Source organism: Curvibacter sp. CHRR-16, assembly GCF_018474005.1.
Taxonomy (GTDB): Bacteria; Pseudomonadota; Gammaproteobacteria; order Burkholderiales; family Burkholderiaceae_C; genus Allorhodoferax.
In genome coordinates this window covers 310,005-332,712 of record NZ_JAHCSH010000003.1, presented here as the reverse complement: position 1 = coordinate 332,712, position 22,708 = coordinate 310,005, and the positions used below count along the sequence as shown (strand labels likewise).

At 59.4% G+C, this 22,708-nt stretch carries 23 protein-coding genes; 8 read left to right on the top strand and 15 right to left on the bottom strand.

All coding sequences use genetic code 11. The features are described from left to right. Positions 1–150: 150 nt before the first annotated feature. The 3 genes from KIK84_RS08430 to KIK84_RS08420 are packed head-to-tail and all read left to right on the top strand — an operon-like array spanning position 151 to position 1,112. Positions 151–495: a guanyl-specific ribonuclease gene (locus tag KIK84_RS08430; protein ID WP_250207883.1), complete on the top strand. Its 345-nt coding sequence runs from the start codon at positions 151–153 to the stop codon at positions 493–495. A gap of 27 nt (positions 496–522) precedes the next feature. Then, the gene (locus tag KIK84_RS08425) at positions 523–924 is read left to right on the top strand and encodes a barstar family protein (RefSeq protein ID WP_214122620.1); all 402 of its coding nucleotides are present in this window, start codon (positions 523–525) and stop codon (positions 922–924) included. Further along, positions 903–1,112 (top strand): hypothetical protein, encoded by a 210-nt coding sequence (locus KIK84_RS08420; RefSeq protein ID WP_214122619.1) that lies wholly within the window; start codon positions 903–905, stop codon positions 1,110–1,112. The genes KIK84_RS08425 and KIK84_RS08420 overlap by 22 nt, the downstream gene beginning before the upstream one ends. Here KIK84_RS08420 and rsmA read toward each other — a convergent pair. Genes rsmA through KIK84_RS08405 form a run of 3 tightly spaced genes read right to left on the bottom strand, consistent with a single transcriptional unit; the run spans position 1,091 to position 5,546 of the window. Next, a complete protein-coding gene (gene rsmA / locus KIK84_RS08415; protein WP_214122618.1) occupies positions 1,091–1,861 on the bottom strand; it encodes a 16S rRNA (adenine(1518)-N(6)/adenine(1519)-N(6))-dimethyltransferase RsmA in 771 nt (256 codons plus the stop codon). The genes KIK84_RS08420 and rsmA overlap by 22 nt on opposite strands. Continuing rightward, the gene (locus tag KIK84_RS08410) at positions 1,858–3,171 is read right to left on the bottom strand and encodes a peptidylprolyl isomerase (protein WP_214122617.1); all 1,314 of its coding nucleotides are present in this window, start codon (positions 3,169–3,171) and stop codon (positions 1,858–1,860) included. Before KIK84_RS08410 ends, rsmA begins: the two co-directional genes overlap by 4 nt. A 5-nt stretch (positions 3,172–3,176) precedes the next feature. Then, positions 3,177–5,546: an LPS-assembly protein LptD gene (locus tag KIK84_RS08405; protein ID WP_214122616.1), complete on the bottom strand. Its 2,370-nt coding sequence runs from the start codon at positions 5,544–5,546 to the stop codon at positions 3,177–3,179. 51 nt (positions 5,547–5,597) lie between these two features. On the opposite strand from KIK84_RS08405, the gene KIK84_RS08400 reads away from it, so the two are divergent. The 3 genes from KIK84_RS08400 to KIK84_RS08390 are packed head-to-tail and all read left to right on the top strand — an operon-like array spanning position 5,598 to position 8,644. Beyond that, positions 5,598–6,704, top strand: coding sequence for an aminoglycoside phosphotransferase family protein (locus KIK84_RS08400; protein ID WP_214122615.1), 1,107 nt, complete (start codon positions 5,598–5,600; stop codon positions 6,702–6,704). Between the two features lie 24 nt (positions 6,705–6,728). Then, positions 6,729–7,475 (top strand): 16S rRNA (uracil(1498)-N(3))-methyltransferase, encoded by a 747-nt coding sequence (locus KIK84_RS08395; RefSeq protein ID WP_214122614.1) that lies wholly within the window; start codon positions 6,729–6,731, stop codon positions 7,473–7,475. Continuing rightward, positions 7,472–8,644 (top strand): MFS transporter, encoded by a 1,173-nt coding sequence (locus KIK84_RS08390; RefSeq protein WP_214122613.1) that lies wholly within the window; start codon positions 7,472–7,474, stop codon positions 8,642–8,644. The genes KIK84_RS08395 and KIK84_RS08390 overlap by 4 nt, the downstream gene beginning before the upstream one ends. On the opposite strand, the gene KIK84_RS08385 is transcribed toward KIK84_RS08390, so the two are convergent. From KIK84_RS08385 to metX, 8 genes are all read right to left on the bottom strand, one after another. Then, positions 8,641–10,200 carry a methyl-accepting chemotaxis protein gene (locus KIK84_RS08385; RefSeq protein ID WP_214122612.1) on the bottom strand — a complete coding sequence of 520 codons (1,560 nt, stop codon included), beginning with the start codon at positions 10,198–10,200 and terminating at the stop codon, positions 8,641–8,643. The two genes, KIK84_RS08390 and KIK84_RS08385, sit on opposite strands and share 4 nt — an antisense overlap. A 107-nt stretch (positions 10,201–10,307) precedes the next feature. Next, the gene (locus tag KIK84_RS08380; protein ID WP_214122611.1) at positions 10,308–10,847 is read right to left on the bottom strand and encodes a gamma carbonic anhydrase family protein; all 540 of its coding nucleotides are present in this window, start codon (positions 10,845–10,847) and stop codon (positions 10,308–10,310) included. Positions 10,848–10,890: 43 nt separating this feature from the next. Then, a complete protein-coding gene (locus KIK84_RS08375; protein ID WP_214122610.1) occupies positions 10,891–11,745 on the bottom strand; it encodes an alpha/beta hydrolase in 855 nt (284 codons plus the stop codon). After that, positions 11,745–12,557, bottom strand: coding sequence for an RNA pseudouridine synthase (locus tag KIK84_RS08370; protein WP_214122609.1), 813 nt, complete (start codon positions 12,555–12,557; stop codon positions 11,745–11,747). Before KIK84_RS08370 ends, KIK84_RS08375 begins: the two co-directional genes overlap by 1 nt. 10 nt (positions 12,558–12,567) lie before the next feature. Further along, on the bottom strand, positions 12,568–14,028 hold the full coding sequence (locus tag KIK84_RS08365) for a M20/M25/M40 family metallo-hydrolase (RefSeq protein WP_214122608.1): 1,461 nt from the start codon (positions 14,026–14,028) through the stop codon (positions 12,568–12,570). Between the two features lie 47 nt (positions 14,029–14,075). Further along, entirely contained in the window at positions 14,076–14,936 is an 861-nt protein-coding gene (locus KIK84_RS08360) for a hydroxypyruvate isomerase family protein (RefSeq protein ID WP_214122607.1), read from the bottom strand. A gap of 57 nt (positions 14,937–14,993) precedes the next feature. After that, positions 14,994–15,575, bottom strand: a complete 582-nt coding sequence (gene metW / locus KIK84_RS08355; protein ID WP_214122606.1) for a methionine biosynthesis protein MetW — start codon at positions 15,573–15,575, stop codon at positions 14,994–14,996. Further along, positions 15,572–16,720: a homoserine O-succinyltransferase MetX gene (gene metX / locus KIK84_RS08350; RefSeq protein ID WP_214122605.1), complete on the bottom strand. Its 1,149-nt coding sequence runs from the start codon at positions 16,718–16,720 to the stop codon at positions 15,572–15,574. The genes metW and metX overlap by 4 nt, the downstream gene beginning before the upstream one ends. A 374-nt stretch (positions 16,721–17,094) precedes the next feature. Between metX and rbp the strand changes: the two genes are divergently transcribed. Next, positions 17,095–17,520, top strand: a complete 426-nt coding sequence (gene rbp / locus KIK84_RS08345; protein ID WP_214122604.1) for an RNA-binding regulator — start codon at positions 17,095–17,097, stop codon at positions 17,518–17,520. A gap of 76 nt (positions 17,521–17,596) precedes the next feature. Here rbp and KIK84_RS08340 read toward each other — a convergent pair whose 3' ends face one another. The 4 genes from KIK84_RS08340 to KIK84_RS08325 are packed head-to-tail and all read right to left on the bottom strand — an operon-like array spanning position 17,597 to position 20,608. Then, complete coding sequence (locus KIK84_RS08340; protein ID WP_214122603.1) at positions 17,597–18,403, bottom strand: SDR family oxidoreductase; 807 nt, start codon at positions 18,401–18,403, stop codon at positions 17,597–17,599. A gap of 32 nt (positions 18,404–18,435) precedes the next feature. Next, positions 18,436–19,047 (bottom strand): LPS export ABC transporter periplasmic protein LptC, encoded by a 612-nt coding sequence (gene lptC, locus KIK84_RS08335; protein WP_214122602.1) that lies wholly within the window; start codon positions 19,045–19,047, stop codon positions 18,436–18,438. Between the two features lie 8 nt (positions 19,048–19,055). Further along, positions 19,056–19,607 carry a KdsC family phosphatase gene (locus KIK84_RS08330; protein ID WP_214122601.1) on the bottom strand — a complete coding sequence of 184 codons (552 nt, stop codon included), beginning with the start codon at positions 19,605–19,607 and terminating at the stop codon, positions 19,056–19,058. Beyond that, positions 19,607–20,608, bottom strand: a complete 1,002-nt coding sequence (locus KIK84_RS08325; RefSeq protein WP_214122600.1) for a KpsF/GutQ family sugar-phosphate isomerase — start codon at positions 20,606–20,608, stop codon at positions 19,607–19,609. The genes KIK84_RS08330 and KIK84_RS08325 overlap by 1 nt, the downstream gene beginning before the upstream one ends. A 72-nt stretch (positions 20,609–20,680) precedes the next feature. On the opposite strand from KIK84_RS08325, the gene KIK84_RS08320 reads away from it, so the two are divergent. Further along, positions 20,681–22,672: a cation:proton antiporter gene (locus KIK84_RS08320; RefSeq protein WP_214122599.1), complete on the top strand. Its 1,992-nt coding sequence runs from the start codon at positions 20,681–20,683 to the stop codon at positions 22,670–22,672. The last annotated feature ends 36 nt before the right edge of the window (positions 22,673–22,708 follow it).

Below are 22,708 nucleotides of genomic sequence, written 5' to 3'. Positions count from 1 at the left end.
ATAAGACACCAGCCCCCGCCATACCCGGGGGCTTGATTTTTGGCCCCAAATCCAGCACACTTGCATATTCTTTAATCGGGTTTCCCGGTCGTTTTTCGCAAGGAAGAAGCGGTGCGTAAGGGGTTTCAAAACTTCACTGTTGCAAGCCTGCTGGGTTTGTACTTTGCATGTAGCCCACTAGTAGCCAAAGAGACAGCTGCACCCGTTGCTAGCGTTTCTATTGCCAGTCTTCCAACCCCTGTCAGCAAAACCTACCAATTGGTATTGCAAGGCGGCCCCTTCCCGTTTGAGAAAGATGGCACGGTTTTTTTCAACCGCGAGCGTTTGCTTCCGATCAAGCAGCGCGGTTACTACCGTGAATACACCGTGATCATGAATGGGAACTTTTCCAATCGCGGTACACACAGACTGGTTTGCGGTGGCCCAGCAACACGCCCTGACGGTTGCTATTACACCAAAGACCACTATGCGTCGTTTAAACGCATAGAACCCTAATTTTTGTAGCAAGAAAGTGAATCGAGGATGGATACACCACTTCGAAATGTCCGATCCAACATAGTGCAGTCGATTCGCGCTTTCCGCGCCTGCGACCTGCAGCACGCAGCTGCGCACTTGGGTCAGCATTTTCTGTACGCAAACCTAGCACCAGCACAGTCCAAGCAAGACGTGATGGACATGATTAGCGAGCAATTTTTGCTGCCTGCTACGGCTGGCAAAAACTTGGATGCGCTCTACGATCTGCTAACGGATCCCATCCACAAGGCCGGAGCACAGCCAGGTTTTGTGGTGGTTCTGGAGCACATCCCTGCCAACCCCAAGTTCGACAAAGAAGCACGCGAGCAATTGCTCGATGTGTTCCGCGACACAGCCGATTACTGGCATGACCGGAAGATACCCTTCCGGTGTTTCTATTCTTTTCTGTAGCCCGTTCTGCACCAATTGGCCAAGCGGAACGGGCGGAAGAAGGCCCCGCCGAAATTCACATCGGCAGCCCCCTGATCACGACCGACAGCGGGGAAAAAATGCCCACCGACAAGCTGGTGGACGTGTCTCCTATGGCGCTGCGCATGAGCAGCCCATTCAACGCTGGCTACTGGCTGTCCGCAGCCTGAGCCAAGGCGACAAACTCCTGCACAGGCACCTCTTGGGCACGCCTGTGCAGGTCAAACTCCCCTGCAAACCCTTTCGCATCAAGCCATGCACCGAGGGTGTGGCGTAGCAGCTTGCGCCGCTGGCTAAAGGCCACCTGTACCAACTCTGACAGCAACTCCACACGCACCGGGGCAGCTTGCGTCCAAGGCACCATGCGCACCACAGCACTATCGACCTTGGGCGGGGGATCAAAAGACTCTGGTGGCACGAATAAGAAATTTTCCATGTCGTAACGCCACTGCAGCATCACGCTCAAACGTCCATATTCACCGCTATCGGGCTCGGCCACCATGCGATCAATCACTTCCTTTTGCAACATGAAGTGCTGGTCTTGGATGTGCTCTACATAATCCAGCAAGTGGAACAAGATAGGGGTGGAGATGTTGTAGGGCAAATTGCCCACCACGCGCAAACCTTGGGGTGCCGAGAGCTGATTGCGCAAGGACGCAAAGTCCACTTTGAGCACATCGGACTCCACCACCGTGAGCTGCGGGTGGCTGCGTAAACGCTGGGCCAAATCGCGATCCAGTTCAATGACGGTGAGTTGTCCAGCACGCTCTACCAAAGGCTGTGTCAACGCAGCCAAACCGGGGCCGATTTCCACCAAGGGTTGCCCGGGCTTGGGATCGATACCGCGCACTATGGCATCGATGATGCCGTCATCCGACAAAAAATGCTGGCCAAAACGCTTGCGTGGTATGTGCTTCATGGCTGTTCGCCTGCGTCTTTGTATTCGACAAAGGCGCGCGAACGAACGTCCTGAGCCCATGTGCGATACGCCTCTTCTTGGCGGGCACGGCGCAATTCAACCCGCACGGCTTCACGCACTTGGGCGGGATTGAGTTCCACCTTGCGCCTGTCCAAAACTTGGATCAAGTGCACACCAAAACGCGATACCACCGGTTTGCTGATCTCACCTGTCGCCAATGCATCCATTGGCGTTTCAAATTCGGGCACCAACAAACCCGGGGGCACCCATCCCAGATCACCGCCTCCGGCCGCACTGCCATCTTGCGACATAGCGCGCGCTTGCGCTGCGAAATCGGCTTTACCAGACACCAACTGCATGCGCAGTTGCGCCAATTTGGCCACTGCATCGGCTTGCGAAAGCTTGGCATCAGGACGCAGCAAGATATGGCGCACCGAGGTTTGGGTCTCAAACAGCACCAAATTACTGGGCATTTGACGCTCCACTACACGCAGAATATGGAAACCAGCGTTGGATCGCACGATATCGGAAAAACCACCCACTGCTACTGCTTTGGTGGCTTCAACGAACACAGGGGGATAACGATCCGCACGGCGCATGCCCATCAAGCCAGCATTGCGCTTATCACCATCCGATTCCGTTTGCACCAATTGCGGAAAAGACTCCCCGGCTTGCAAGCGCTGGAGCACCGACTGGGCTTTGCGGTACAACTGGGCGACTTGTGATTCACTTGCTTTTTCTGGAACAGCCACCAAAATCTGGGCCAAATTGATGTCCTGCACATACGGATCGGTCTGATTCGCGACCCGCTGCTGAAGTGCTTGGTCTACGTCCACATCACTCACCCGCACCGATGCATCGGTGGCGCGCTCACGCACCCGTTCAAGCAAAATTTGATCGCGCAAATTGCGACGAAAATTTGTTTGAGAAACCCCTTCACGCTGCAGCTTTTGGTACAAACCTTCAACCGTCGTGTCGTTTTGCAAGGCGGCATTTTGTTCTGCGCGATCAATGCTGGCCTCGTCAACCTTGATACCCCAATCAGCGGCTGATTGGATTTGGGCCCGGACATTGATCATTTGCTCCAGAACCTCCTTTTGCAAGGCTTGCTCAGGTGCAATTGGTTTGCCTTTCTGCTGCAACTGCTGGCGCACACGCGCTACTTCACGCAATAGCTGCTGCTGCGTAATAGGCTCTGAATTCACCACCGCAACGATGTAATCCAGCGTTTTGACCACGGGTTGTGCCACCGCAGCGGCACAGAAGCCCAATCCCAGCATACAGGCGATGGCCTTGCTTCGTACGTTCATAACAATCAATCGTAATTTGTGAATCGGCTTGGACTAGACGATGACTCAGCACGCAACGGCTGATAGCCCCCGATATTGGTTTTGAGTGTTTGCAAAGGACTCACCCCGACACGCGAGAAGCCTACAAACTCCAATTCGAATTTGACACCTTGGGTAAACGAGGTGGCACTGGTTTGTGTACGTGCCACCACAATGCGCCCTATCCAACAACCTGCATCGTATTCCAAGCCAAAAAGACCATACACAGTCCGACTTTCATCGATACTGTAATTGACCCGTCCCACCGTGTAGTAACGGCCCGCAGGCAAAGTGGTTAACACACCCGGTTCTGCGCTACCTTGGTTCAGCGGCCACTGCCAACTCACATCAATTTGTTCACTGGAATCGCGTTGATAGCGGTGCGCCACGTTGAGTACTTTGTAAGGCTCTGGGCTGTAGCGAGCACCGACGATGGATCGCACCGACAAATCGGTTTTCGGGTTGTACTGCCAAGTCGAGGTGAGCATCCAGCGCTCTGACAAATTCAGGTCTGCACCCGCCAACACATCACTGTAGCCCGCCTTGGCGGTCTCATCGGTGCTGGTCAAAGTAACGCGTTGCTCTTGCAAGCGATAGCGTTGGGCAATGCCAAAGCGAGCCCACTGCAAGCCTGAATCGGCATCGATGAAACGCGTACTCGCACCTGCTGTAAGCAGATCGTTATCGGCGATTTTGTCGTGACCCAAATACGAGTTTTCAGTCCAGATGCTGGCGAAACTGAAGTCGTTGGCTGCCGTGTCATAGTTGGGCAGCATGCTCTGGTTACGGTAAGGTGTACGCACATAAAACAAACGCGGCTCCAAAGTTTGGCGCAGCGCATGGCCACCCCATTGCGTATTGCGTTGGTACACCTGGCCCACATCCAGACTGAAGGTCGGCACTGTCACGCCTGCTGTTTGCGAGCCGTCGCTCAGTGGGCTATCAAACTGATAGGCTGTTGAATGCCATTGCCACTTGGGTATCACATGCCCTGCTGCACTGCGCCACGGATAACTCAATTGCCCCAAGGAGTAGACCCGCTGGGCATTGGGCTGACCCGTGAGGCGTGTGTCCGATACAAAGTGCGTCGCATCGGCTTGCCAAGACCAAACCCACCCTGATGACGAAGACGATTCGTAGGACACGCCAAATTCTGGCTCTCTGTCATAAGGCGGGGTGATGATGGAATCGGGCACCTGCAAAGTTTGGTACTTGAGTACACGCGCTGATAACGTCCATTCGCCTGATTTCCATGCCGCGTTCCAATCCGTGGGCAACAGGCGCTGCGTGAAATAGCCAGAAGCTCTTGTGAAGTCACTCCAGTAGTACGAATCGCTGACGCGGTTCAAATCCAGGCTGTATGACATTTGCCCACTGCCAAGGGCAAATTCACCCGTCTGCTTCCATGCCAACGACCAACGCTCCATATCGCGCAGTTTGTCAGTACTCATGAAGTTGATAGCCACATTGCCTTTGTAACCTGGCTCCAAATAGCGAAATTCTGTACCCACATCCAGACCCCGTGCGGTCATGATCGATGGGGTAATGGTCATATCCCGATTGGGTGCAATGTTCCAGTAGTACGGTTGGCTGTACTCCACGCCATCGATGCTGTCCAACCCCATAGTGGGTGGCAACAAGCCTGTTTTGCGCTTACCCGTGAGCGGAAAACTCAAGGGGGGAACAGGAAGAATGGGAACATCTTTGAAAACCAAATATGCCCCCTCCGACACGCCCTCATCGTTCTGCGTGTCAAACGACATGCTCTCGGCTTGGAAAAACCAATCGGGCAGCCAGCTAGGGCCGGGCTTGCGTGTGCAAGTGGTGTAGGTAGCGTTGCGCACTACCGAATGGTGTTCGTCCACAAATTCGGCTTGCGTGGCCTGACCATGTCCTTGGGACTGCAGAAATTCGTACTGCACATCATTGAAGTGGCCTTTGAACGCCTCTACCTCCAGTTCCAAGGCAGAGCCTTGGATGACATTGCCATTGCGGTTGACGCGCACGTGGCCCGTGGCATAGGCTTTGTCTTGCTCGGCGTCGTAGCGCAGTGTGTCGGCCTTGATTACGGTGCCCGGTTTGCGCAACTCAGCATCGCCTTGCACTTCCAGATCCAAGTCGGGGCGACCCGTTAGCTTTTGACCCAACACAAAGACAGGCGCTTGCTGGCGCTGCTGATCCCCCACGGTTTCGACCAATTTACGGCTCGATTGCAACTCGATTCCCGCGCTGGAACTGGCCTCGGCAGGCGACTCAACACTTTGAGCAGAAGCAGCGCTCCACGCCAAACCCAGTAATACGCACCAATAGGGACGCCTGGCATTGAGATAAGAGGTAATAGCAGAGGAAGCGATCAAACAGAACATGGGGCAAATAGAGCCAAGGCGGCTTTGTAGAATCGATTATCCATGAGCACACCCTCTTCCATCCCCGACACCCCCTCCCCTGCCTGCCTGCCAGGCTCTCTGAGCTGGAGCAGCCCGGAACGCGCAGCCGCATTTGCCCTGTGGTTGGACAGCGTGGCCAACCGCCACCAACTGGTGCCCAGCAGCGCCCGCTTTGCTGCCGCTGATGCTGACTTTCGCCGCTACCTGCGCGTGGACACGGTCGATGGCGGCAGCCGCATCATCATGGACGCAGCGCCCGAGAAAATGCGCTGCGACGCCTATGTGCGCTGCGCCGAACTCGTGACACAAGCTGGCCTAAAAGGCCCGCAAGTGCTGCAGTGGTCGCCCGAAGTGGGCTTCATGCTGCTGACCGACTTGGGCGAGCACACCCTGATGACAGCACTCGATCCTGAGGCCGCCGCCCCCCCACTGGACCACTACCTGCAAGCAGTGGACGTGCTGGTGCAGTGGCAACTAGCCTCTACGCCCGATGTGCTGCCCGCCTACGACGAAGCCCTGCTGCGCCGTGAGCTCAACCTTTTTCCCGAGTGGTACGTGCAAGCGCACAAAGGCATCACCCTGAACGATGCACAAAACAAAATCCTGCACAGCGCCTTTGACGCCATCATCGCTAACAACTTGGCCAGCCCCAGCGTCTACGTGCACCGCGACTTCATGCCGCGCAACCTCATGCTGGCCCGCGCCAACGACCCCGACCAACGCTTGGGCGTGCTGGACTTCCAAGACGCGGTGTACGGCCCCATCACCTACGACATAGCCAGCCTGATGCGCGACGCCTTCATCAGCTGGGATGAAGCGTTCTGCCTGGACGTGACCATCCGCTACTGGGAAAAAGCCCGCCGCGCTGGCCTGCCCGTGCCCGAAGACTTTGGCGACTTTTACCGCAGCGTGGAGTGGATGGGCGTGCAGCGCCACCTCAAAGTGGCTGGCATCTTTGCCCGCCTGACCCTGCGCGATGGCAAGCCCAAATACTTGGCCGACACACCCCGCTTCATCCAGTACCTGCACAGCGCCTGCAGTCGCTACCGCGAGCTGCGCCCCTTGGCACGCCTGATCGAGCAGATTGAAGGCGTGCAGCAGCAAGACGTGTTCGTCATGGGTCGCTAAAAGTCGCCCACTGGTAAGCCCACCATGCCCCGCTTCTACTGCGACACCCCCCTGCAAGCCCAGCACACGCTGGACTTGCCCGCCAGCGCCGTGCGCCATGTGCAAGTGCTTCGCATGCAACCCGGCCAGACCATCACCCTGTTCAACGGCTTGGAACCCTACGGCCAGTGGGAGGCCGAAATCCTCAGCATGGGCCGCAGCAGCGTGCAAGTGCGTGTAGACAGCTTCACGCCAACCGACACGGACACCACGCGCAGCGTGACGCTGGCCGTGGGCATGCCCGCCAACGAGCGCATGGACTGGCTGGTAGAAAAAGCCGCCGAACTGGGCGTGCACGCTATCCAGCCCCTGATGACCGAGCGCACCGTGCTGCGTCTGTCGGCTGAGCGCAGCGAAAAAAAACAGCAGCACTGGCAAAGCATTGCGATTGCCGCCTGCGAACAGTGCGGCGGCAACCGCGTGCCCACCGTGCTGCCCGTGCGTACGCTGGCCCAGTGGCTGCCTACCGTAGCGCCCAGCGGCAACCAAGGTACGCCCCCCCTGCACGCCCTGTTGTCGCTGGCCGATGGCAGCCAGCCCCTGGCCCGCTGCCTGTCAGCCCAAGCTCCCTCGCAACGCTTGTTGTTCCTGTCCGGCCCCGAAGGCGGCCTGAGCCCCGCCGAAGAGGCGCTGGCACTGCAACACGGTTTTGCCCCCGTGTCGCTGGGTGCGCGCGTGCTGCGCGCCGAAACGGCGGCCTTGGCCGCCCTCACCTTGGCGACCCAAGCATGAACCGCAACCTCTGGCTGCTCACGGCGCTGCAGGGCCTGTTCCTGACCAACAACGTCACCTTCATCGCCATCAACGGCTTGGTCGGCCTGTCCATGGCACCGTATGCGTGGATGGCCACGCTGCCCGTCATGGGCTATGTGGTGGGCGGTGCGCTGGCCACACCGCTGGTGGCCCGCTCGCAAATGCGCTGGGGGCGCAAAGTGTCCTTCCAGCTCGGTCTGCTCGTATCGCTCTTGGCCTGCGCAGCCGCGGCATGGGCGGTGGTCGTGCACAGTTTTTGGCTGCTGGTAGCAGCCACTGTGGTGGCAGGCTACTACAGCGCCAACGGCCAGCTCTACCGCTTTGCCGCCGCCGAACTGGCCAGCGCCGCCGCACGCGAAAAAGCCGTCTCCCTTGTGTTGGCTGGCGGCCTGCTGGGTGCCATTGCCGGCCCCAACTTGGCCGCCCACAGCCGCCAGTGGTTGAGCACCCCGTTTTTGGCCGCCTATCTGGCGCTGGCCGCGCTGTCGGTGCTAGGCATGCTGGTGCTGTGGGGCATGCGTTTTCCAGCGCATACAACGCCGACCAGCCAACAAGGCCATGGCCGCAGCCTGTGGGCCATCGCCCGCCAACCCACTTTTGTGGTGGCGTGCTTGGGTGCTGCACTGGGCTACGGGGTGATGAACCTGCTCATGGCCGCCACCCCCTTGGCCATGCAGCAGTGCGGTCTGGGTTTTGGCGATGCCGCGCTGGTGCTGGAGTGGCACGTGATCGGCATGTTTGCACCGGGGTTTTTCACCGGCCATCTCATCAAACGCTGGGGCACACTGCCCATCATGGCGCTGGGGGTGCTGCTCAACCTGCTGTGCATCGCCGTGGCGCTGGCCGGGGTGGAGTTGCACCACTTCCTCGTCGCCCTCACCTTGTTGGGCGTGGGCTGGAATTTCCTCTTTACCGGCAGCACCACACTGGCTCTGGCCAGCTACCGACCCGAAGAGAAAGACCGCGCTCAGGCGGCCATCAACTTCGCGGTGTTCGCCGTCATGAGCCTGAGCTCACTGGCCTCGGGTGCCTTGGTCATCACCCAAGGCTGGAGCTTGCTGAACTGGAGCAGCCTGCCCCTCATGCTGCTCATGGCTGCGGCGCTGTGGTGGCTACAGCGCCAACAGCGTACCTCGCACTCCAGCTAGAGCTTGAAGACCCCCACGGCATGGGCCAACTGTTGGGCTTGGCGCTGCAGCCCTTCGGCAGCAGCGGCGCTTTGCTCCACCATGGCCGCGTTTTGCTGGGTAGATTGATCCAGATGGCGCACTGCTTCACTCACGTTCGCGATGCCCTGGTTTTGCTCCACAGTGGCGGTATTGATCTGAGCCATCAAATCGGCCACCCGGCGCACTTGGGACACGATATCGGCCATCGCCGAACCCGCCGCCCCCACCAAATGCGAGCCCTGCTCCACCTTAGTCACACTGGTATCGATCAGCCCTTTGATCTCGCGGGCCGCCTGCGCACTGCGCTGGGCTAGGTTGCGCACCTCGGCTGCCACCACCGCAAAGCCACGGCCTTGCTCGCCTGCGCGTGCGGCTTCCACCGCCGCGTTGAGCGCCAGGATATTGGTCTGGAACGCAATGCCATCGATCAAACCGATGATGTCAGCGATCTTGTGCGAGCTTTGGGTAATGTCTTGCATGGTGTTCACCACCTGCTCCACCACAGCCCCGCCCCGCTCTGCCGCTTGGCTGGCGGTGCTGGCAATCGTGCTAGCTTGCTGGGCCGAGGCTGCATTGGCCTGCACGATGTCGTTGATGGCAGCCATGGACGAGGTGGTTTGCTGCAAATTGCCCGCTTGCTCTTCGGTGCGCTGCAGCAAGCCGCTGTTGCCTGTGGCTATCTCAGCGGTACTCATTCCAATAGTTTGCGCGGCTTGGCGCACTTGCTCCACCACCTTGGCCAAACTCAACTGCATGGTGGTGAGCGAAGCCATCACACTTCCCGCACTGGCTTGTTCAGACAAAGCCACGGACTGCAAATCCCCTGCAGCCACTTTGCCGGCGACGTAGGCCAAGTCACTTGGCTCGGCCCCCAATTGGCGCGTGATGCTGCGCGCCACCCACCATGCCACAGCCGCACTGAGCAGCAGTGCCAACAACAAAGCCACCAGCATGACCGCAACAAAGCTGTGCGCTTGGTGCATGGCCAGTTGGTTTTCGTGCTGGATTTTGCTTTCCTCGTAATCGATAAGCTGGTTGATCGCTGCCAGCCACTGGACATACTGGGGTTTGGCTTGCTGCCACAGCGCAGCGCTGGCACCTGCCTCATCGGTCGCGACTTGGGCCACGATAGCTTGAGTGGTGGCCACAGTTTTTTGCTCTATGGCCCGGATGTCTTTGTACAGGTCGAGCAGCTTGGGATCGATGCCGGATTTGGCCAGCAGCGCCTCCAAGGGCTTGGCCGATTGCACATAAAAATCCGCCAGTTGCTTGATGTGCTCGACTTCACGCTGTCGGTCTTGCTCGGAGCGGGCCAACACCACATCGCGCACCGCTATCGACCGATCATGCGCAGAGCCCCGAAAGTTGATCGCATAACGCTGTATCAGCACGTTTTCCTCGCTGTTGGCGAGCAAGGCCGTATCGATCGTGTTCACCTTCACCATGGCCACCAGCGTGACCACCACGAGCACCGCCAACACGACTCCAAATCCTGCGTACAGGCGTCGCCCCACAGTCCAACGTTCCAACAACATACAGTTCTCCTTATTGCGGAGAAGTCTACAGATAGCGCAACACCATTGGCGCAAGCGTGCTCCATCTCCGCACTGGCAGCAGGACTATGGACAAGACTGGCTAGGACTTACGCAGCACCGATGATTCGATAGTTATTCTTCACGCGGACATAGTGCTCAGCAGAGTACGTGAGGTAGGCCACCTCCTCGGGCGTGAGCGGGCGCACCTGTGCGGCAGGGCGGCCCATGTACAGATAACCGCTTTTGAGCACCTTGCCCGGTGACACCAAACTGCCTGCGCCCAACATCACCTGCGGCTCGATGACCACATCGTCCATGACGATGGAGCCCATGCCAATCAAGCATGCGTCCCCAACGGTGCAGCCGTGCAGCACCACCGAGTGGCCTACGGTGACGTAATTGCCGATGATGAGCGGCGAGCCCTGCGGCTTGGCTGCGCTTTTGTGCGAGACATGACCCATGGTCAGGTCTTGGATGTTGCTGCTGTGGCCAATCTGGATGCGGTTCACATCCCCCCGCAGCACGGTGTTGCACCACACCGAACTGTCAGCACCCAGCGTCACGTCGCCAATCACTTGGGCAGAGGGGTGCACCCAAGCGCTTGCATCCACTTGGGGGAAGGTGTCGAGGTAGGGGCTCAGGGGCATGGCAATACCTTGGTTCAGGTCAAAAAAGGGTTACAGGCACCGACTAGCGCGCTGCCAACCATGCCTGCAGCGCCGCAAACACGGGCTGCGCCAACTCCGGGCGTTCGTTGAATATCTCGTGGTACAGGCCATCAAAGCACTGGCTCTGCACCACGCTGCTGGGCGCTAGTCGGACAAAGTCGCGGCTGCCTTGTGCATTGACCAATTTGTCGGCCCCGGCGTACAGCAGCAGCGTGGGCACGCTCCAGCTGCTGGCACTGGCCACGGCCAGTGGAGCTTGCGCAGCAATCCACGCGCCCAGCCGGGCCGATATATAGGGGTGCACCAAGGGATCGGCCACATACTGGGCCACCACCTGTTCGTCGTGCGAAATGTGGCTGACCTGCAGGCCGTTTTTCACGCGCAAACTGGGTAGCAGGCGCGGCAGCACCGCCACCAACAGCTTTTGCACGGGATTGAGCCCGGGGTTGAGCGCAGGAGAAGACAGCACCAAGCCATCGACCGGGCGCAAGCGCAAGCCCACAAAGCGCGCTACCACCAATCCACCCATGCTGTGACCGAGCAGAATCAGCGGCAACCCCGGATGGGCAGCACGGGCCTCATCCACTTGCCAAGCCAAATCGTCCAGTAGCTGAGAATCCAAGGGCAATCCGCCACGCGATCCAGAACTCTGACCATGGCCCCACTGGTCGTAAGCACGCACGCTATAGCCCCATTGCAACAGGCGCTGCGCTACATGCGCATAACGGCCACTGTGCTCCCCCAGCCCATGCACCATGAGCACCACCCCACGCGGTGCAGCCGCCCTCCAGTGGCGAACCAGACAGGCCGTCCCGTCCGGTCGGTGCATGGTGGTGACCGATGCCGATGCGGCAGTGTGTTCAGTCTCGTGCGTCATTAAAACCTCTCCCCACTCGCCAAATAGCGCCACTGCCCGATCGGCAGATCGGCCAAGGCGACGCGCCCCAGCCGGATGCGCTTCATAGCCAGAATCTGCAGGTCGGCTTTCTCGCACAGGAAGGCAATCAGTCCCGGATGTGAGCCCTTGATGGCAAAGCGCAGGCGGCTGGACTCGGGGGTGGTGCTGTTCACACTGACCTTGACCGGGGGCAAGTCCCTGCGCTCGTCTTGGAGCGCGTGGCTGATGGGTTTAAGCACATCGGGCGTTACTGCCCCTTGTACCTCCACCAAAAACTCGTGCTCCATCGTGGCCATGTCATCGGTGAGCTTGCGGGTGGTGCGCCAGTCTTGGGTGAAGACCACCAAACCCGAGGCATCGTTTTCCAGTGCCACATCGGATTGGAGATGGTGGAAGTGGCGCTTGAGCACGCGGATGTCCGTGGGGTCACTGGCCCAATGGTTGGCAGGGATCAGCAGCGTACGCGCATGGGCCGAGGGAGCTTTGTTCAGCAGCAGGGTGACCGGGACCTGCTCCATCAGGCTGGCATTAGCGTCCACGGTAATGGTTTCCCGATCCACTCGTTGCTGGGGTTCTTCCACGACCACGCCATTGACTTGCACCCACCCGCCTTCGATGTATTGCTCGGCTTCCTTGCGGGAGCAGCCTTGGAGCAGCATGACCTTTTTGGACAGGCGCTCACCGGTATCCGGCAAAGACTTAGGGGCCGACCGTGTGATCGTCGCCTGGCGGGGCGGTGCCTTGCGCACTGCCTTGGCAGACGGCTTGAGTTGGAGTGTGGTGCGGGTCATGGCGGGCGATTCAAGGTAACTGGCTCATCACCTGCGCCACGGCGGCTGTCAGGCGACGGGCGTAGGGCACGTGCAGGAACTCGTTGGGGCCGTGGGCGTTGCTCTTGGGGCCCAGCACGCCACACACCATCATCTGCGCGGTGGGAAAGGCTTGCGAGAGCATGTTCATGAGCGGAATCGTTCCACCCTGTCCGATATAAGCCGCTGCTGCGCCGTAGTAGGTCTGCGAGGCGCTTTGCACCGCTGCCTCGAACCAGTCGGCGCTACTGGGCGCGTTCCAGCCCGTAGCGTGGGACTTGGCCTCGAACGTTACTTTGGCTTGGTAGGGCGCGTTGTCTTCCAACAGGGTTTTGAGCTCCTGCACCGCACTGGCTGCGTCCATCAGCGGGGGCAGGCGCAGGCTGAGTTTGAAAGCGGTGTAGGGCCGCAGTACATTGCCCGCATTGGTCAGGTCGGGCATGCCCTCCACCCCGGTCACGCTCAATGTGGGTTGCCAGGTGCGCTTGAGCAGCGCTTCCAGCGGATCTGTGGTGGTGGGCAGGGCAAAAGCGGTGGAGCCACCGCAGTCATAGTGCGCCCACGGAAAGCGCTTGTACAGCTCGTCGCCCAGAATGCTGGCCGCCGCCCGCGCTTGGCTCAGGCGCTCGGTAGGCACTTCGCAGTGGAAACTGGCGGGCAGCAAACGCCCCGTAGTGCTGTCTTCCAGCCTGTCGAGCACCTGGCGCATGATGCGAAAGCTCGACGGCACGAGGCCGCTGGCATCGCCCGAGTGCACGCCCTCGGTCAGAATGTCCACGCGCAGCACCCCGCTAACCATGCCGCGCAGGCTGTTGGTCAGCCACAGCTGGTCGTAATTGCCTGCGCCCGAATCCAAGCACACCACTAGCCCAACATCGCCCAAGCGGGGGCGCAGGGCATCGATGTAGGCACCCAAGTCAAACGAGCCAGACTCTTCGCAGGTCTCGATCAAACCCACGATGCGCGGATGCCCCAGCCCCTGCGCTTGCAAGGCCTGGATAGCGGCAATGGCGGCGTAGGCAGCGTAGCCATCGTCCGCGCCGCCACGGCCATAGAGCTTGCCGTCTTCGTACTTGGGCGTCCACGGGCCCAGGTCATTGCGCCAGCCATCGAACTCGGGCTGCTTGTCCAAGTGGCCGTACATCAGCACGGTCTGGGTGCTGTGGTGCTGGCTGGCAGCGACTTCAAAAAACAGCACCGGCGTGCGTCCGGGCAGGCGCACCACCTCCAGCTGCAGACCGGGCACTTTCTGCGCTTCTATCCACTGCGCGGTCAGGCGCACCACGGTGTCCAAGTGGCCGCTTGTCTGCCATTGCGCATCGAACATGGGCGACTTGGCCGGTATGCGGATGTAGTCCTGCAGCCGCGCCACGATGTCGCCATCCCAGCGGGCACTGACGTCAGAGAGGATTTGCGCGCTTTGGGCGGCGGTAAAGGGAGGGCGTGCGGTCATAGGTAGCCTCACAAATAAATCAGTGCTGGATGATAGTCCTGCCAACGCTACGAAGGCGTGCGCAGCCACTGCAACCCAGCCGATGTGGCGCCGCTGTGGGTGCCACCACGGGGGCGGTATTCGCAGCCTATCCAGTCGCGGTAACCCAGCTCTTGCAGCACGCCCAGCACGTAGGGGTAGTGCAGCTCACCGCCATCGGGCTCTTGGCGCTCGGGCACGCTGGCGATCTGGATATGCCCCACGCGACCAGTGGGCAGGTATTGGCGCAGCTTGGCGGTCACATCGCCCTCGCTGATTTGGCAGTGGTACAGGTCCATCTGCACCTGCAACGCAGGGCTGCCCAGCAGCTCCACGATGGCATGGGCTTGCGCTTGGCTGCGCAGGTAGTAGCCCGGCACATCGCGCCCGTTGAGTGGCTCCAGCAGCAGCGTCACCCCTGCTGCTTGCGCTTGCGGCAAGGCCCACGCCAAATTTTCCAGCAAGGTGTCGCGCAAGGCCAAGCTGCTCACCGCCGCACCACCATTACGGGACACAGAACTGGGCACACAGCCACTCATGACATGCACACGCGGGCAACCTAGGGTGTGGGCATAGTCCAGCGCCAGCGCAAACCCAGTGCGGAACTCCGCCTCGCGCCCCGGCAAGCAAGCCGTGCCGCGCTCGCCCAAGTCCCACGCTGCCACCATGGCGTCGTGCGTGTGCCCAGCAGGCGGCGCGTTGAACAGCACCTGCTCCAACCCCGCATCGGCCAACCAGCGCGCCATGTCCCGCGCCGGGTGGGCATACGGGAACAGGTACTCCACCCCCACAAAGCCATCCGCAGCCGCCGCGGCAAAGCGCTGGGGAAATGGCAGCTCAGGGTAGAGAAAACTCAGGTTAGCAGCGAAACGCAATCCGGGGGTGGGCATATCACTCCTTGTGCAAGCTGCGCAGGAGCCTAACGCATCGCACTGGCATGCGTTACCCTACCGACTCAGCACATGCACGCTGGTCCCAGCACGCCAGTTGGGCAGCCAACGCACCACACCGCCTTGCTGCAAGCCAAAACTGTCGTGGATGCGCAGGCCGTTTTTCTGCGCCAACTCGGCCAAGTCGGCATGGGTGCCGACGCGTATATTCGGCGTGTCGTACCACTGGTAGGGCAGGCGGCGCGTCACGGGCATGCGCCCATGCAGCACGCTCAGGCGGTTGGGCCAGTGGGCAAAGTTGGGGAAGGCGATGATGCCCAGCCGCCCCACGCGCACGGTTTCCAGCAGCACTTGCTCGGCATTGCGCAGGTGCTGGATGGTGTCTATTTGCAGCACCACGTCAAAGCTGCCGTCCTCAAAAATGGACAGGCCATCGTTCAGGTTGAGTTGCAGCACGTTCACGCCACGCTGCACGCAGGCCAGCACGTTGGCGTCGTCCAACTCCACGCCGTAGCCGGTGCAGCCGCGTTCGCGCTGCAGGTAGTCCAGCATGGCACCGTCGCCACAGCCTAGGTCGAGCACACGCGAGCCGTGGGGCACCAAATCGGCCAGTGCTCGGATAATTTGCATATCGCTCATACAGCCGCTCCCAGCTTGGCTATGATGCTATCAAAATAGGAGCGCATCACACCCATGTAGCGCTCGTCATCGAGCAAGAAGGCGTCGTGCCCGTGGGGGGCATCGATCTCGGCATACGACACGTTGCGGCGGTTATCCAACAGGGCCTTGACCAGCTCGCGGCTGCGCTTGGGGCTAAAGCGCCAGTCGGTGGTGAAGCTCACCAGCATGTACTGGCACTGGGCGCGGGCAAAAGCAGCGCTCAGATCGCCACCATAGGCCTTGGCGGGGTCGAAATAGTCCAGCGCGCGGGTGATGAGCAGGTAGGTGTTGGCATCGAAATACTCGGCGAATTTGTCGCCTTGGTAGCGCAGGTAGCTCTCGATTTGGAACTCCATCTCCTGCGTGCTGTATTTGTAGCCATTGGTATTGGCTAGCACGGCGTCTTTGAGCTCACGGCCAAACTTTTCGTTCATCACGTCATCGCTCAGGTAAGTGATGTGGCCAATCATGCGGGCGATGCGCAACCCGCGCTTGGGCACCACGCCGTATTGGTAAAAGTGGCCACTGAAGAAGTTCGGATCGGTCACGATGGCGCGCCGCGCCACTTCGTTGAAGGCGATGTTTTCCGCCGTCAGGTTGGGGGCACTGGCTACTACCACGGCGTGCGCCATGCGCTCGGGGTATTGCAGCGTCCAGCTCAGGGCCTGCATGCCGCCCAGCGAGCCCCCCAGTACCACGGCCAGTTTTTCAATGCCCAAGGCGTCGATCAGGCGGGCTTGGGCATTCACCCAATCTTCCACCGTCACCACGGGAAAATCTGCGCCGTATACGTGTCCAGTGTCGGGGTTGGTGTGCATGGGGCCAGTAGAGCCAAAGCACGAACCCAGGTTGTTGATGCCGATGACAAAGAATTGGTTGGTGTCCACCGGCTTGCCCGGGCCAATCATGTTGTCCCACCAGCCTTCGCTGTGGGGCTGGCCTTCGTACACACCGGCTACGTGGTGCGAAGCATTGAGCGCGTGGCACACCAGCACGGCGTTGGACTTGTCGGCATTGAGGGTGCCGTAGGTCTCGTAGGCCAAGCTGTAGCCACGGATGCTGGCGCCGCTTTGCAGTGGCAAAGGCGCCTCAAAGTGCATGGTTTGTGGTGTTGCTATGAGCATAAAAAACAAAAAACCCGGTGGCTGAAAGCAGCTAACCGGGTCTGGAGGTGGTCAATCCCGTGTTTAGCTGCATTTGTTAAAGCGCCCGCAAGCGGAGCAAATTCGGCGCTGTTATGTTTAGGAGTATAGCAAGCCGCTGTACCGTGCAATTAGGGCTTGCATCAACCAATTGAGATACTTTTAACACAAATAGTCGCAAAAAAAATTCCACACCGGCAAAAGTCGTTCATAATGGGCTGCGCCTTTGCGGGTGGTTTATTGCGCGCGCAAGGGGTGTGCGGTGAATAGTCGGTATCGCGTCTCTTCTGGTTAACGGATTGTTCGGTAGCGGGTCAGGACTCCATCGCGTTTTTATTTTTTTCAGGAGTCCTTTCATGGGCAACAAACTTTATGTGGGCAACCTGCCCTACTCTTTCCGCGACAACGACCTGCAACAGGCTTTCGCTCCCCACGGCACCGTTACCAGCGCCAAAGTCATGATGGAACGTGACACTGGCCGCTCCAAGGGTTTTGGTTTTGTCGAAATGGCGTCTGACGCTGAAGCACAAACTGCTATCAATGCCATGCACGGTCAACAAATCGGTGGTCGCGGTCTGGTAGTGAACGAAGCCCGTCCTATGGAACCCCGTCCTCCCCGCACTGGTGGCTTTGGTGGCCCCCGTGGTGGTGGTGGCTTCGGCGGCGGTGGTGACCGTGGCGATCGTGGCCCCCGTGGTGGTGGCTTCGGTGGCGACCGCGGTTCTCGCGGCGGCTTCGGTGGTGATCGCGGTGGCTACGGCGGTGACCGCGGCGGCTACTAAGCACTGCCCCATGGGTTGCCACACTGGCAGCCATGCTGACAAAGGCTCCTATCGGGAGCCTTTTTTATTACCCCAATTACTGGCTGGTCTGCTGCCCTTGGCGGTGCTTGCGCGGACGCCCAGCCAACACTTTGTCATAGAGCCCGTTGGGCAAAGCGCGCAGCAGTTTGGCCACTATGCCCATTTGCCATGGTATGACGCGATAGGAGTCTCCACGGGCAATAGAGGCCACTGCACGCTGCGCAAATGCCTCTGCAGTCATCAGAAACGGCATGCTGTAGCGATTTTGCCGTGTCAACGGCGTGTCTATGTAGCCAGGCAGGAGGGTCACTACACGCACCCCGGAGCCACGCAATTCGCCGCGCAAGGATTCACAATAGGCAATCACCGCTGCTTTGCTGGCGCAATAAGCACCATGACCAGGCAAGCCACGTATACCAGCAACGCTGGCAATGCCCACTAGCGCACCGCTACCGCGCTGCACCATGCCGTCTATAAAAGGATGAAAAGTAGCCGCCAGCCCCACGTTGTTGGTAGCCAGGAGTTGGGTCATCACATCCAAGTCAGTGCGCTCGCGTGTATCCATGCCAATGCTGATACCGGCATTGGCAATGACCACATCGGGTACGCCTTGTTGCTGCAGGCATTGCTGACCGGCTTGCACGATGCTGTCGGTATGGGACACATCGGCTGCATAGCTTTGCCAGCGTTGTGCATCTAGCCCTTGGCTGCTGGCCCAGTCTTGTATGGCATCCACGCGCCGTGCCACCAGTGCCAAGCGGTAGCCAGCACGGTAATACTGCAAGGCCATGGCTTGCCCCAAACCGCTGGACGCGCCGGTGATGAACACGAGTGGGGCTAAAGAAGGGGCTGTGTGTAACATGGCAGTAACTAGCAATGCCTTGCCGGCTAGCGTCAAGGCGTGGTTTTTTGAGGTTGCAGGGTAGCACGCACCCGGCCTTTGAGCAGCAACTGGCGCTCGACGTCGTCGTAGTCCAGCGTGTCGGCCGTAAAACGATCGTTACCGCGGCGAATTTCCACTGGCAAGTGGGAGCGGATGCGTTCGGCCTTCAAGAACACGTGCAAAAACTCGCCGTGGTATTCGATGCTAGGGGCATTGACGGAGGCTTGGTCTTGGCGCTTGACGCTGGCTTTGCCGATCAACTGCACTTCGTTGGCATGGTCATCGGTCAAGCCATGGTCGGCTTGGGCCTCGCTCAAACGGCCTTTGGCATCGACCGAGCGGATGCGGATGCCGTCAATCTCAATCCATTTGGTATCGGGAAAGTGCTTGGCCACCTCACCGGTAATCTCAGAACGCAATGCCCCCTTGTCGTCATAGGTGCGGATGGCGAACTGCTTCATGTAGTAATCGGGCTCATGCCCACGCACGGGTTCTGGCTCCACAACCGCTGGTGGTGGGGTATTGCGCACCAGCCAGTAAGTGCCCAAGGCCAGCGCAGCCATGACCAGCAAAGGCACGGACAACACCAGCTTGTCCAGCGCCATGCTCCAAATTCGTGCCATGCGAAGTGTCACTGCTGATACGCCCCAAGCAAGCGATCATAGGCACCCACAGCCTGCAACACCAAATCGCAGGCTTCGCGCACGGCACCATGCCCGCCCATGGCTTGGGTACTGTAGTGGGCCACGGCCTGTACCTCAGGATGGGCATTGGCTGGCGCACAGGCCAAGGCAACACGCCGCATCACGGGCAAGTCAGGCCAGTCATCCCCCATGGCTGCGGCTTGGGACCACTCAAGCTGCAAACGCTGCAGGGCATCGGTGGCAGCAGGCCCTTTGTCTTCCGTTCCAAAGTAGGCGTGCTCTACACCCAGGGCACTGAGCCGCTTGCGCAACGGGGCCGAATCACGTCCCGTGATCACTACCGGCACCACCCCCCCCTGCTGCAAGAGTTTGATGCCATGTCCATCCAAGGTGTTGAAGCGTTTGATGGTTTCTCCCGTTTCGGTGAACAGCAAGCCACCATCGGTGAACACGCCGTCAATGTCAAAGAAGAATACGCGCACGCTGGCTGCGCGCTGCAGCACGGCGGGGGAAAAGCGTTGGTTGAAATGCTGGGGCATCAAATCACCTTGGCCAACATCAAATCGTGGCTACTGAGCGCACCACAGAGCTGCCCTTGTCCATCCAGTACCAAAACACAATTGATACGACGCTGCTCCATCATGCTAGCGGCATCCACTGCCAGAGCATGCGCCGACACCGTGTAGGGCTTGGCTTTCATCACCTCGGCGGCGGTTTTTACTCGCAGGTCTTCGCCTTTTTCGATCAGGCGGCGCAAGTCGCCATCGGTGAATATGCCTTGCAATGCACCGCTATCGTCCACCACGGCCGTAGCACCCAAGTTTTTGGCACTCATTTCACGCATTACCTCGCTGAAAGTGGCGGACAACGGCACACGCGGCACGGCATCTCCATGGCGCATCACATCGCTCACCAAGGTGAGGAGCTTGCGGCCCAAGGCCCCACCGGGGTGCGAGCGGGCAAAGTCTTCGGGCTTGAAGCCACGAGCGTCGAGCAAAGCCATGGACAGTGCATCGCCCATGGCCATTTGTGCCGTGGTACTGGCGGTGGGGGCCAAGTTGTGGGGGCAGGCTTCTTTGTCTACCGCTGTGTCTATCCAATAGTCGGCAAAGCGGGCCAAACTCGATTGGGGCTTGGCCGTCATAGCCACCAAGGGCACGCCCAAGCGTTTGAGCACGGGCAAGATGGCAGCCAATTCTTGTGACTCGCCACTGTTGGAGATAAGGATGACCATGTCTTGGGCGGTGACCATGCCCAAATCGCCATGGCTGGCTTCACCGGGATGAACAAACTGCGCAGGAGTACCCGTAGACGCCAAGGTGGCCGCTATTTTGCGCCCTACATGTCCGCTCTTGCCCATGCCCATGACGATCACTCGCCCCTGTAGTGCGAGGATGGCACGCACGCTGTCGACAAAACCTTGGCCTATGCGCTGCTGCAATGCTTGCACTGCACTAGCCTCTATGGCGAAAGTATCGCGGGCCATTTGCAAGGCCCTATCGGCCATGGCCGCGCTCCAAGTCGGTGTACTGCTTGTCATGCAGTGATTCTATCGGCGGGATCCCATGACAAAAGCGGCTAAAGCACGCCTGCTTCTTGCTAGTATGGGGTTATGACTGCTTTGGAGATCACCCTTCTTTACCTATTGGCCGCCGTATTAGGGGTGGTCGTGTGCCGCAGCCTGCGCTTACCCCCCATGCTGGGCTACCTGACCGTAGGCATGCTGATCGGCCCCCATGCACTAGCGGTGTCAAACGACGAGCATATTGTCCATACCCTCGGTGAGCTGGGTGTGGTGCTGCTGATGTTTGTGATCGGCTTGGAGTTCAACCTGGGCCGTTTGCACACCATGCGCAAGCACGTGTTTGGACTGGGTTTGCTGCAGGTGCTCGTCAGCCTGTTGCTGGGAGTGGGTTTGGTGTTGGGCTTGGGCTGGGTGTTACCCAGCCAGTGGCAACTGAGCTGGCAGGGCGGCTTAGCACTGGCTGCCGCGTTGGCGATGAGCAGTACCGCCATTGTGGTCAAGCTGATGTCTGAGCGCGTAGAACTGGAATCCGAACACGGCAAACGCGTGCTGGGGGTGCTGTTGCTACAGGATTTGGCCGTGGTGCCCTTGCTGGTACTCATTCCAGCCTTGCGCAGTTCGGGCGACACCATGCTCATCGATCTTGGGCTGGCAGCCCTGAAGGCAGGAGCCATCATCGCGCTGCTGCTGCGTGGCGGGCAATACGTCATGCGCCATTGGCTGACGCAGGTTGCACGGCGCAAGAGTGATGAGCTGTTCATGCTCAATCTTTTGCTCATCACGTTGGGCTTGGGCTGGCTCACCGAATTGGCTGGCCTGAGCATGGCATTGGGTGCTTTTATTGCGGGCATGTTGATTTCGGAAACCCAATACAAGCACCGCGTGGAGACGGATATCCGTCCTTTCCACGATGTGCTCCTAGGACTGTTTTTCATCAGCATTGGCATGCGGCTGGACTGGGCTTTGGTGTTAGAGCGTTGGCCACTGGTGTTGGTGTTCGTGCTCAGCCTCACGGTACTCAAAGCCGGCCTAGTTGGTGGACTGACTCGCCTGCTGGGTGCAAGCCCTGGGGTAGCCATGCGCACAGGCTTGTATTTGGCGCAAGCAGGGGAGTTTGGTTTTGTTCTGCTGGCCTTGGCACAACAGCATTCTTTGGTGCCTGCGCCACTGCTCAACCCAGTGCTCGCTGCCATGGTGCTGTCCATGATGCTGACGCCTTTTGTCATCCTCAACAGCAACCGCATCGTGCTCAAACTTGTTAGCAGCGAATGGCTGATGCAATCGCTGCAAATGACCCACATTGCTCGCCAAGCCATGTCGGCCAAGGAGCATATCATCATCTGCGGCTTTGGTCGCTGTGGGCAAAACTTGGGGCGCATTCTGGAGCAAGAAAACATACCCTACCTTGCTCTGGACTTGGATCCTGACCGGGTACGGCAAGCTGCTGCTGCCGGCCACTCGGTGGTGTATGGCGACTCCATCCGCCTGCAAGCCTTAATGGCTGCTGGTTTGGCCCGCGCCAGTGCAGTCGTGATCACGTATTTGGACGAACCCGCAGCGCTCAAGGTGCTGCACCATGTGCGTTCACACGCACCGCAAGTACCGGTCATTGTGCGCACACAAGACGATTTGCACTTGGAAAAACTGCAACAAGCAGGAGCTACGGAAGTCGTGCCAGAAGCCATGGAGGGCTCGCTCATGCTTGCCAGCCATGCACTGGCCTTGATTGGTGTGCCCATGCGGCGCGTGATCCGCATCGTGCAAGACCAGCGTGATGCCCGCTACAACCTGCTGCGCGGTTTTTTCCATGGTGCTGACGATTTGGGCAGTGAAGACGCCGACGCACAGCAACGTTTGGCATCCATCCGACTGTCCGACACTGCCGCCAGCTGCGGCCTGTACTTGCACGAACTCGCCTTGGACAACTTGTCGGTGCGGGTGCTGCATGTGCGCAAATCCAATGGACACATCTTGCACAGCCAAGACAATCCACAACTCATCGCCGGGGACACCTTGGTACTGTCTGGCCTAGCTTCTGCGTTGGCAGACGCCGAAACGTATCTTTTGCGGGCAAAATAGCCTGTTGCCCATTTCATTTTTCTGGCCCCATGAGCA

Excerpts from the sequence above, each read along its gene's own strand:
- KIK84_RS08375 (WP_214122610.1), bottom strand. The coding sequence starts at position 11,745 with ATGACGCACGAGACTGAACACACTGCCGCATCGGCATCGGTCACCACC.
- rsmA (WP_214122618.1), bottom strand. The coding sequence starts at position 1,861 with ATGAAGCACATACCACGCAAGCGTTTTGGCCAGCATTTTTTGTCGGAT.
- KIK84_RS08380 (WP_214122611.1), bottom strand. The coding sequence starts at position 10,847 with ATGCCCCTGAGCCCCTACCTCGACACCTTCCCCCAAGTGGATGCAAGC.
- KIK84_RS08360 (WP_214122607.1), bottom strand. The coding sequence starts at position 14,936 with ATGCCCACCCCCGGATTGCGTTTCGCTGCTAACCTGAGTTTTCTCTAC.
- KIK84_RS08365 (WP_214122608.1), bottom strand. The coding sequence starts at position 14,028 with ATGACCGCACGCCCTCCCTTTACCGCCGCCCAAAGCGCGCAAATCCTC.
- rbp (WP_214122604.1), top strand. The coding sequence starts at position 17,095 with ATGGGCAACAAACTTTATGTGGGCAACCTGCCCTACTCTTTCCGCGAC.
- KIK84_RS08340 (WP_214122603.1), bottom strand. The coding sequence starts at position 18,403 with ATGTTACACACAGCCCCTTCTTTAGCCCCACTCGTGTTCATCACCGGC.
- KIK84_RS08330 (WP_214122601.1), bottom strand. The coding sequence starts at position 19,607 with ATGCCCCAGCATTTCAACCAACGCTTTTCCCCCGCCGTGCTGCAGCGC.
- KIK84_RS08370 (WP_214122609.1), bottom strand. The coding sequence starts at position 12,557 with ATGACCCGCACCACACTCCAACTCAAGCCGTCTGCCAAGGCAGTGCGC.
- KIK84_RS08385 (WP_214122612.1), bottom strand. The coding sequence starts at position 10,200 with ATGTTGTTGGAACGTTGGACTGTGGGGCGACGCCTGTACGCAGGATTT.
- metW (WP_214122606.1), bottom strand. The coding sequence starts at position 15,575 with ATGAGCGATATGCAAATTATCCGAGCACTGGCCGATTTGGTGCCCCAC.
- KIK84_RS08425 (WP_214122620.1), top strand. The coding sequence starts at position 523 with ATGGATACACCACTTCGAAATGTCCGATCCAACATAGTGCAGTCGATT.
- KIK84_RS08390 (WP_214122613.1), top strand. The coding sequence starts at position 7,472 with ATGAACCGCAACCTCTGGCTGCTCACGGCGCTGCAGGGCCTGTTCCTG.
- KIK84_RS08325 (WP_214122600.1), bottom strand. The coding sequence starts at position 20,608 with ATGACAAGCAGTACACCGACTTGGAGCGCGGCCATGGCCGATAGGGCC.
- KIK84_RS08395 (WP_214122614.1), top strand. The coding sequence starts at position 6,729 with ATGCCCCGCTTCTACTGCGACACCCCCCTGCAAGCCCAGCACACGCTG.
- metX (WP_214122605.1), bottom strand. The coding sequence starts at position 16,720 with ATGCTCATAGCAACACCACAAACCATGCACTTTGAGGCGCCTTTGCCA.
- KIK84_RS08400 (WP_214122615.1), top strand. The coding sequence starts at position 5,598 with ATGAGCACACCCTCTTCCATCCCCGACACCCCCTCCCCTGCCTGCCTG.
- lptC (WP_214122602.1), bottom strand. The coding sequence starts at position 19,047 with ATGGCACGAATTTGGAGCATGGCGCTGGACAAGCTGGTGTTGTCCGTG.
- KIK84_RS08410 (WP_214122617.1), bottom strand. The coding sequence starts at position 3,171 with ATGAACGTACGAAGCAAGGCCATCGCCTGTATGCTGGGATTGGGCTTC.
- KIK84_RS08320 (WP_214122599.1), top strand. The coding sequence starts at position 20,681 with ATGACTGCTTTGGAGATCACCCTTCTTTACCTATTGGCCGCCGTATTA.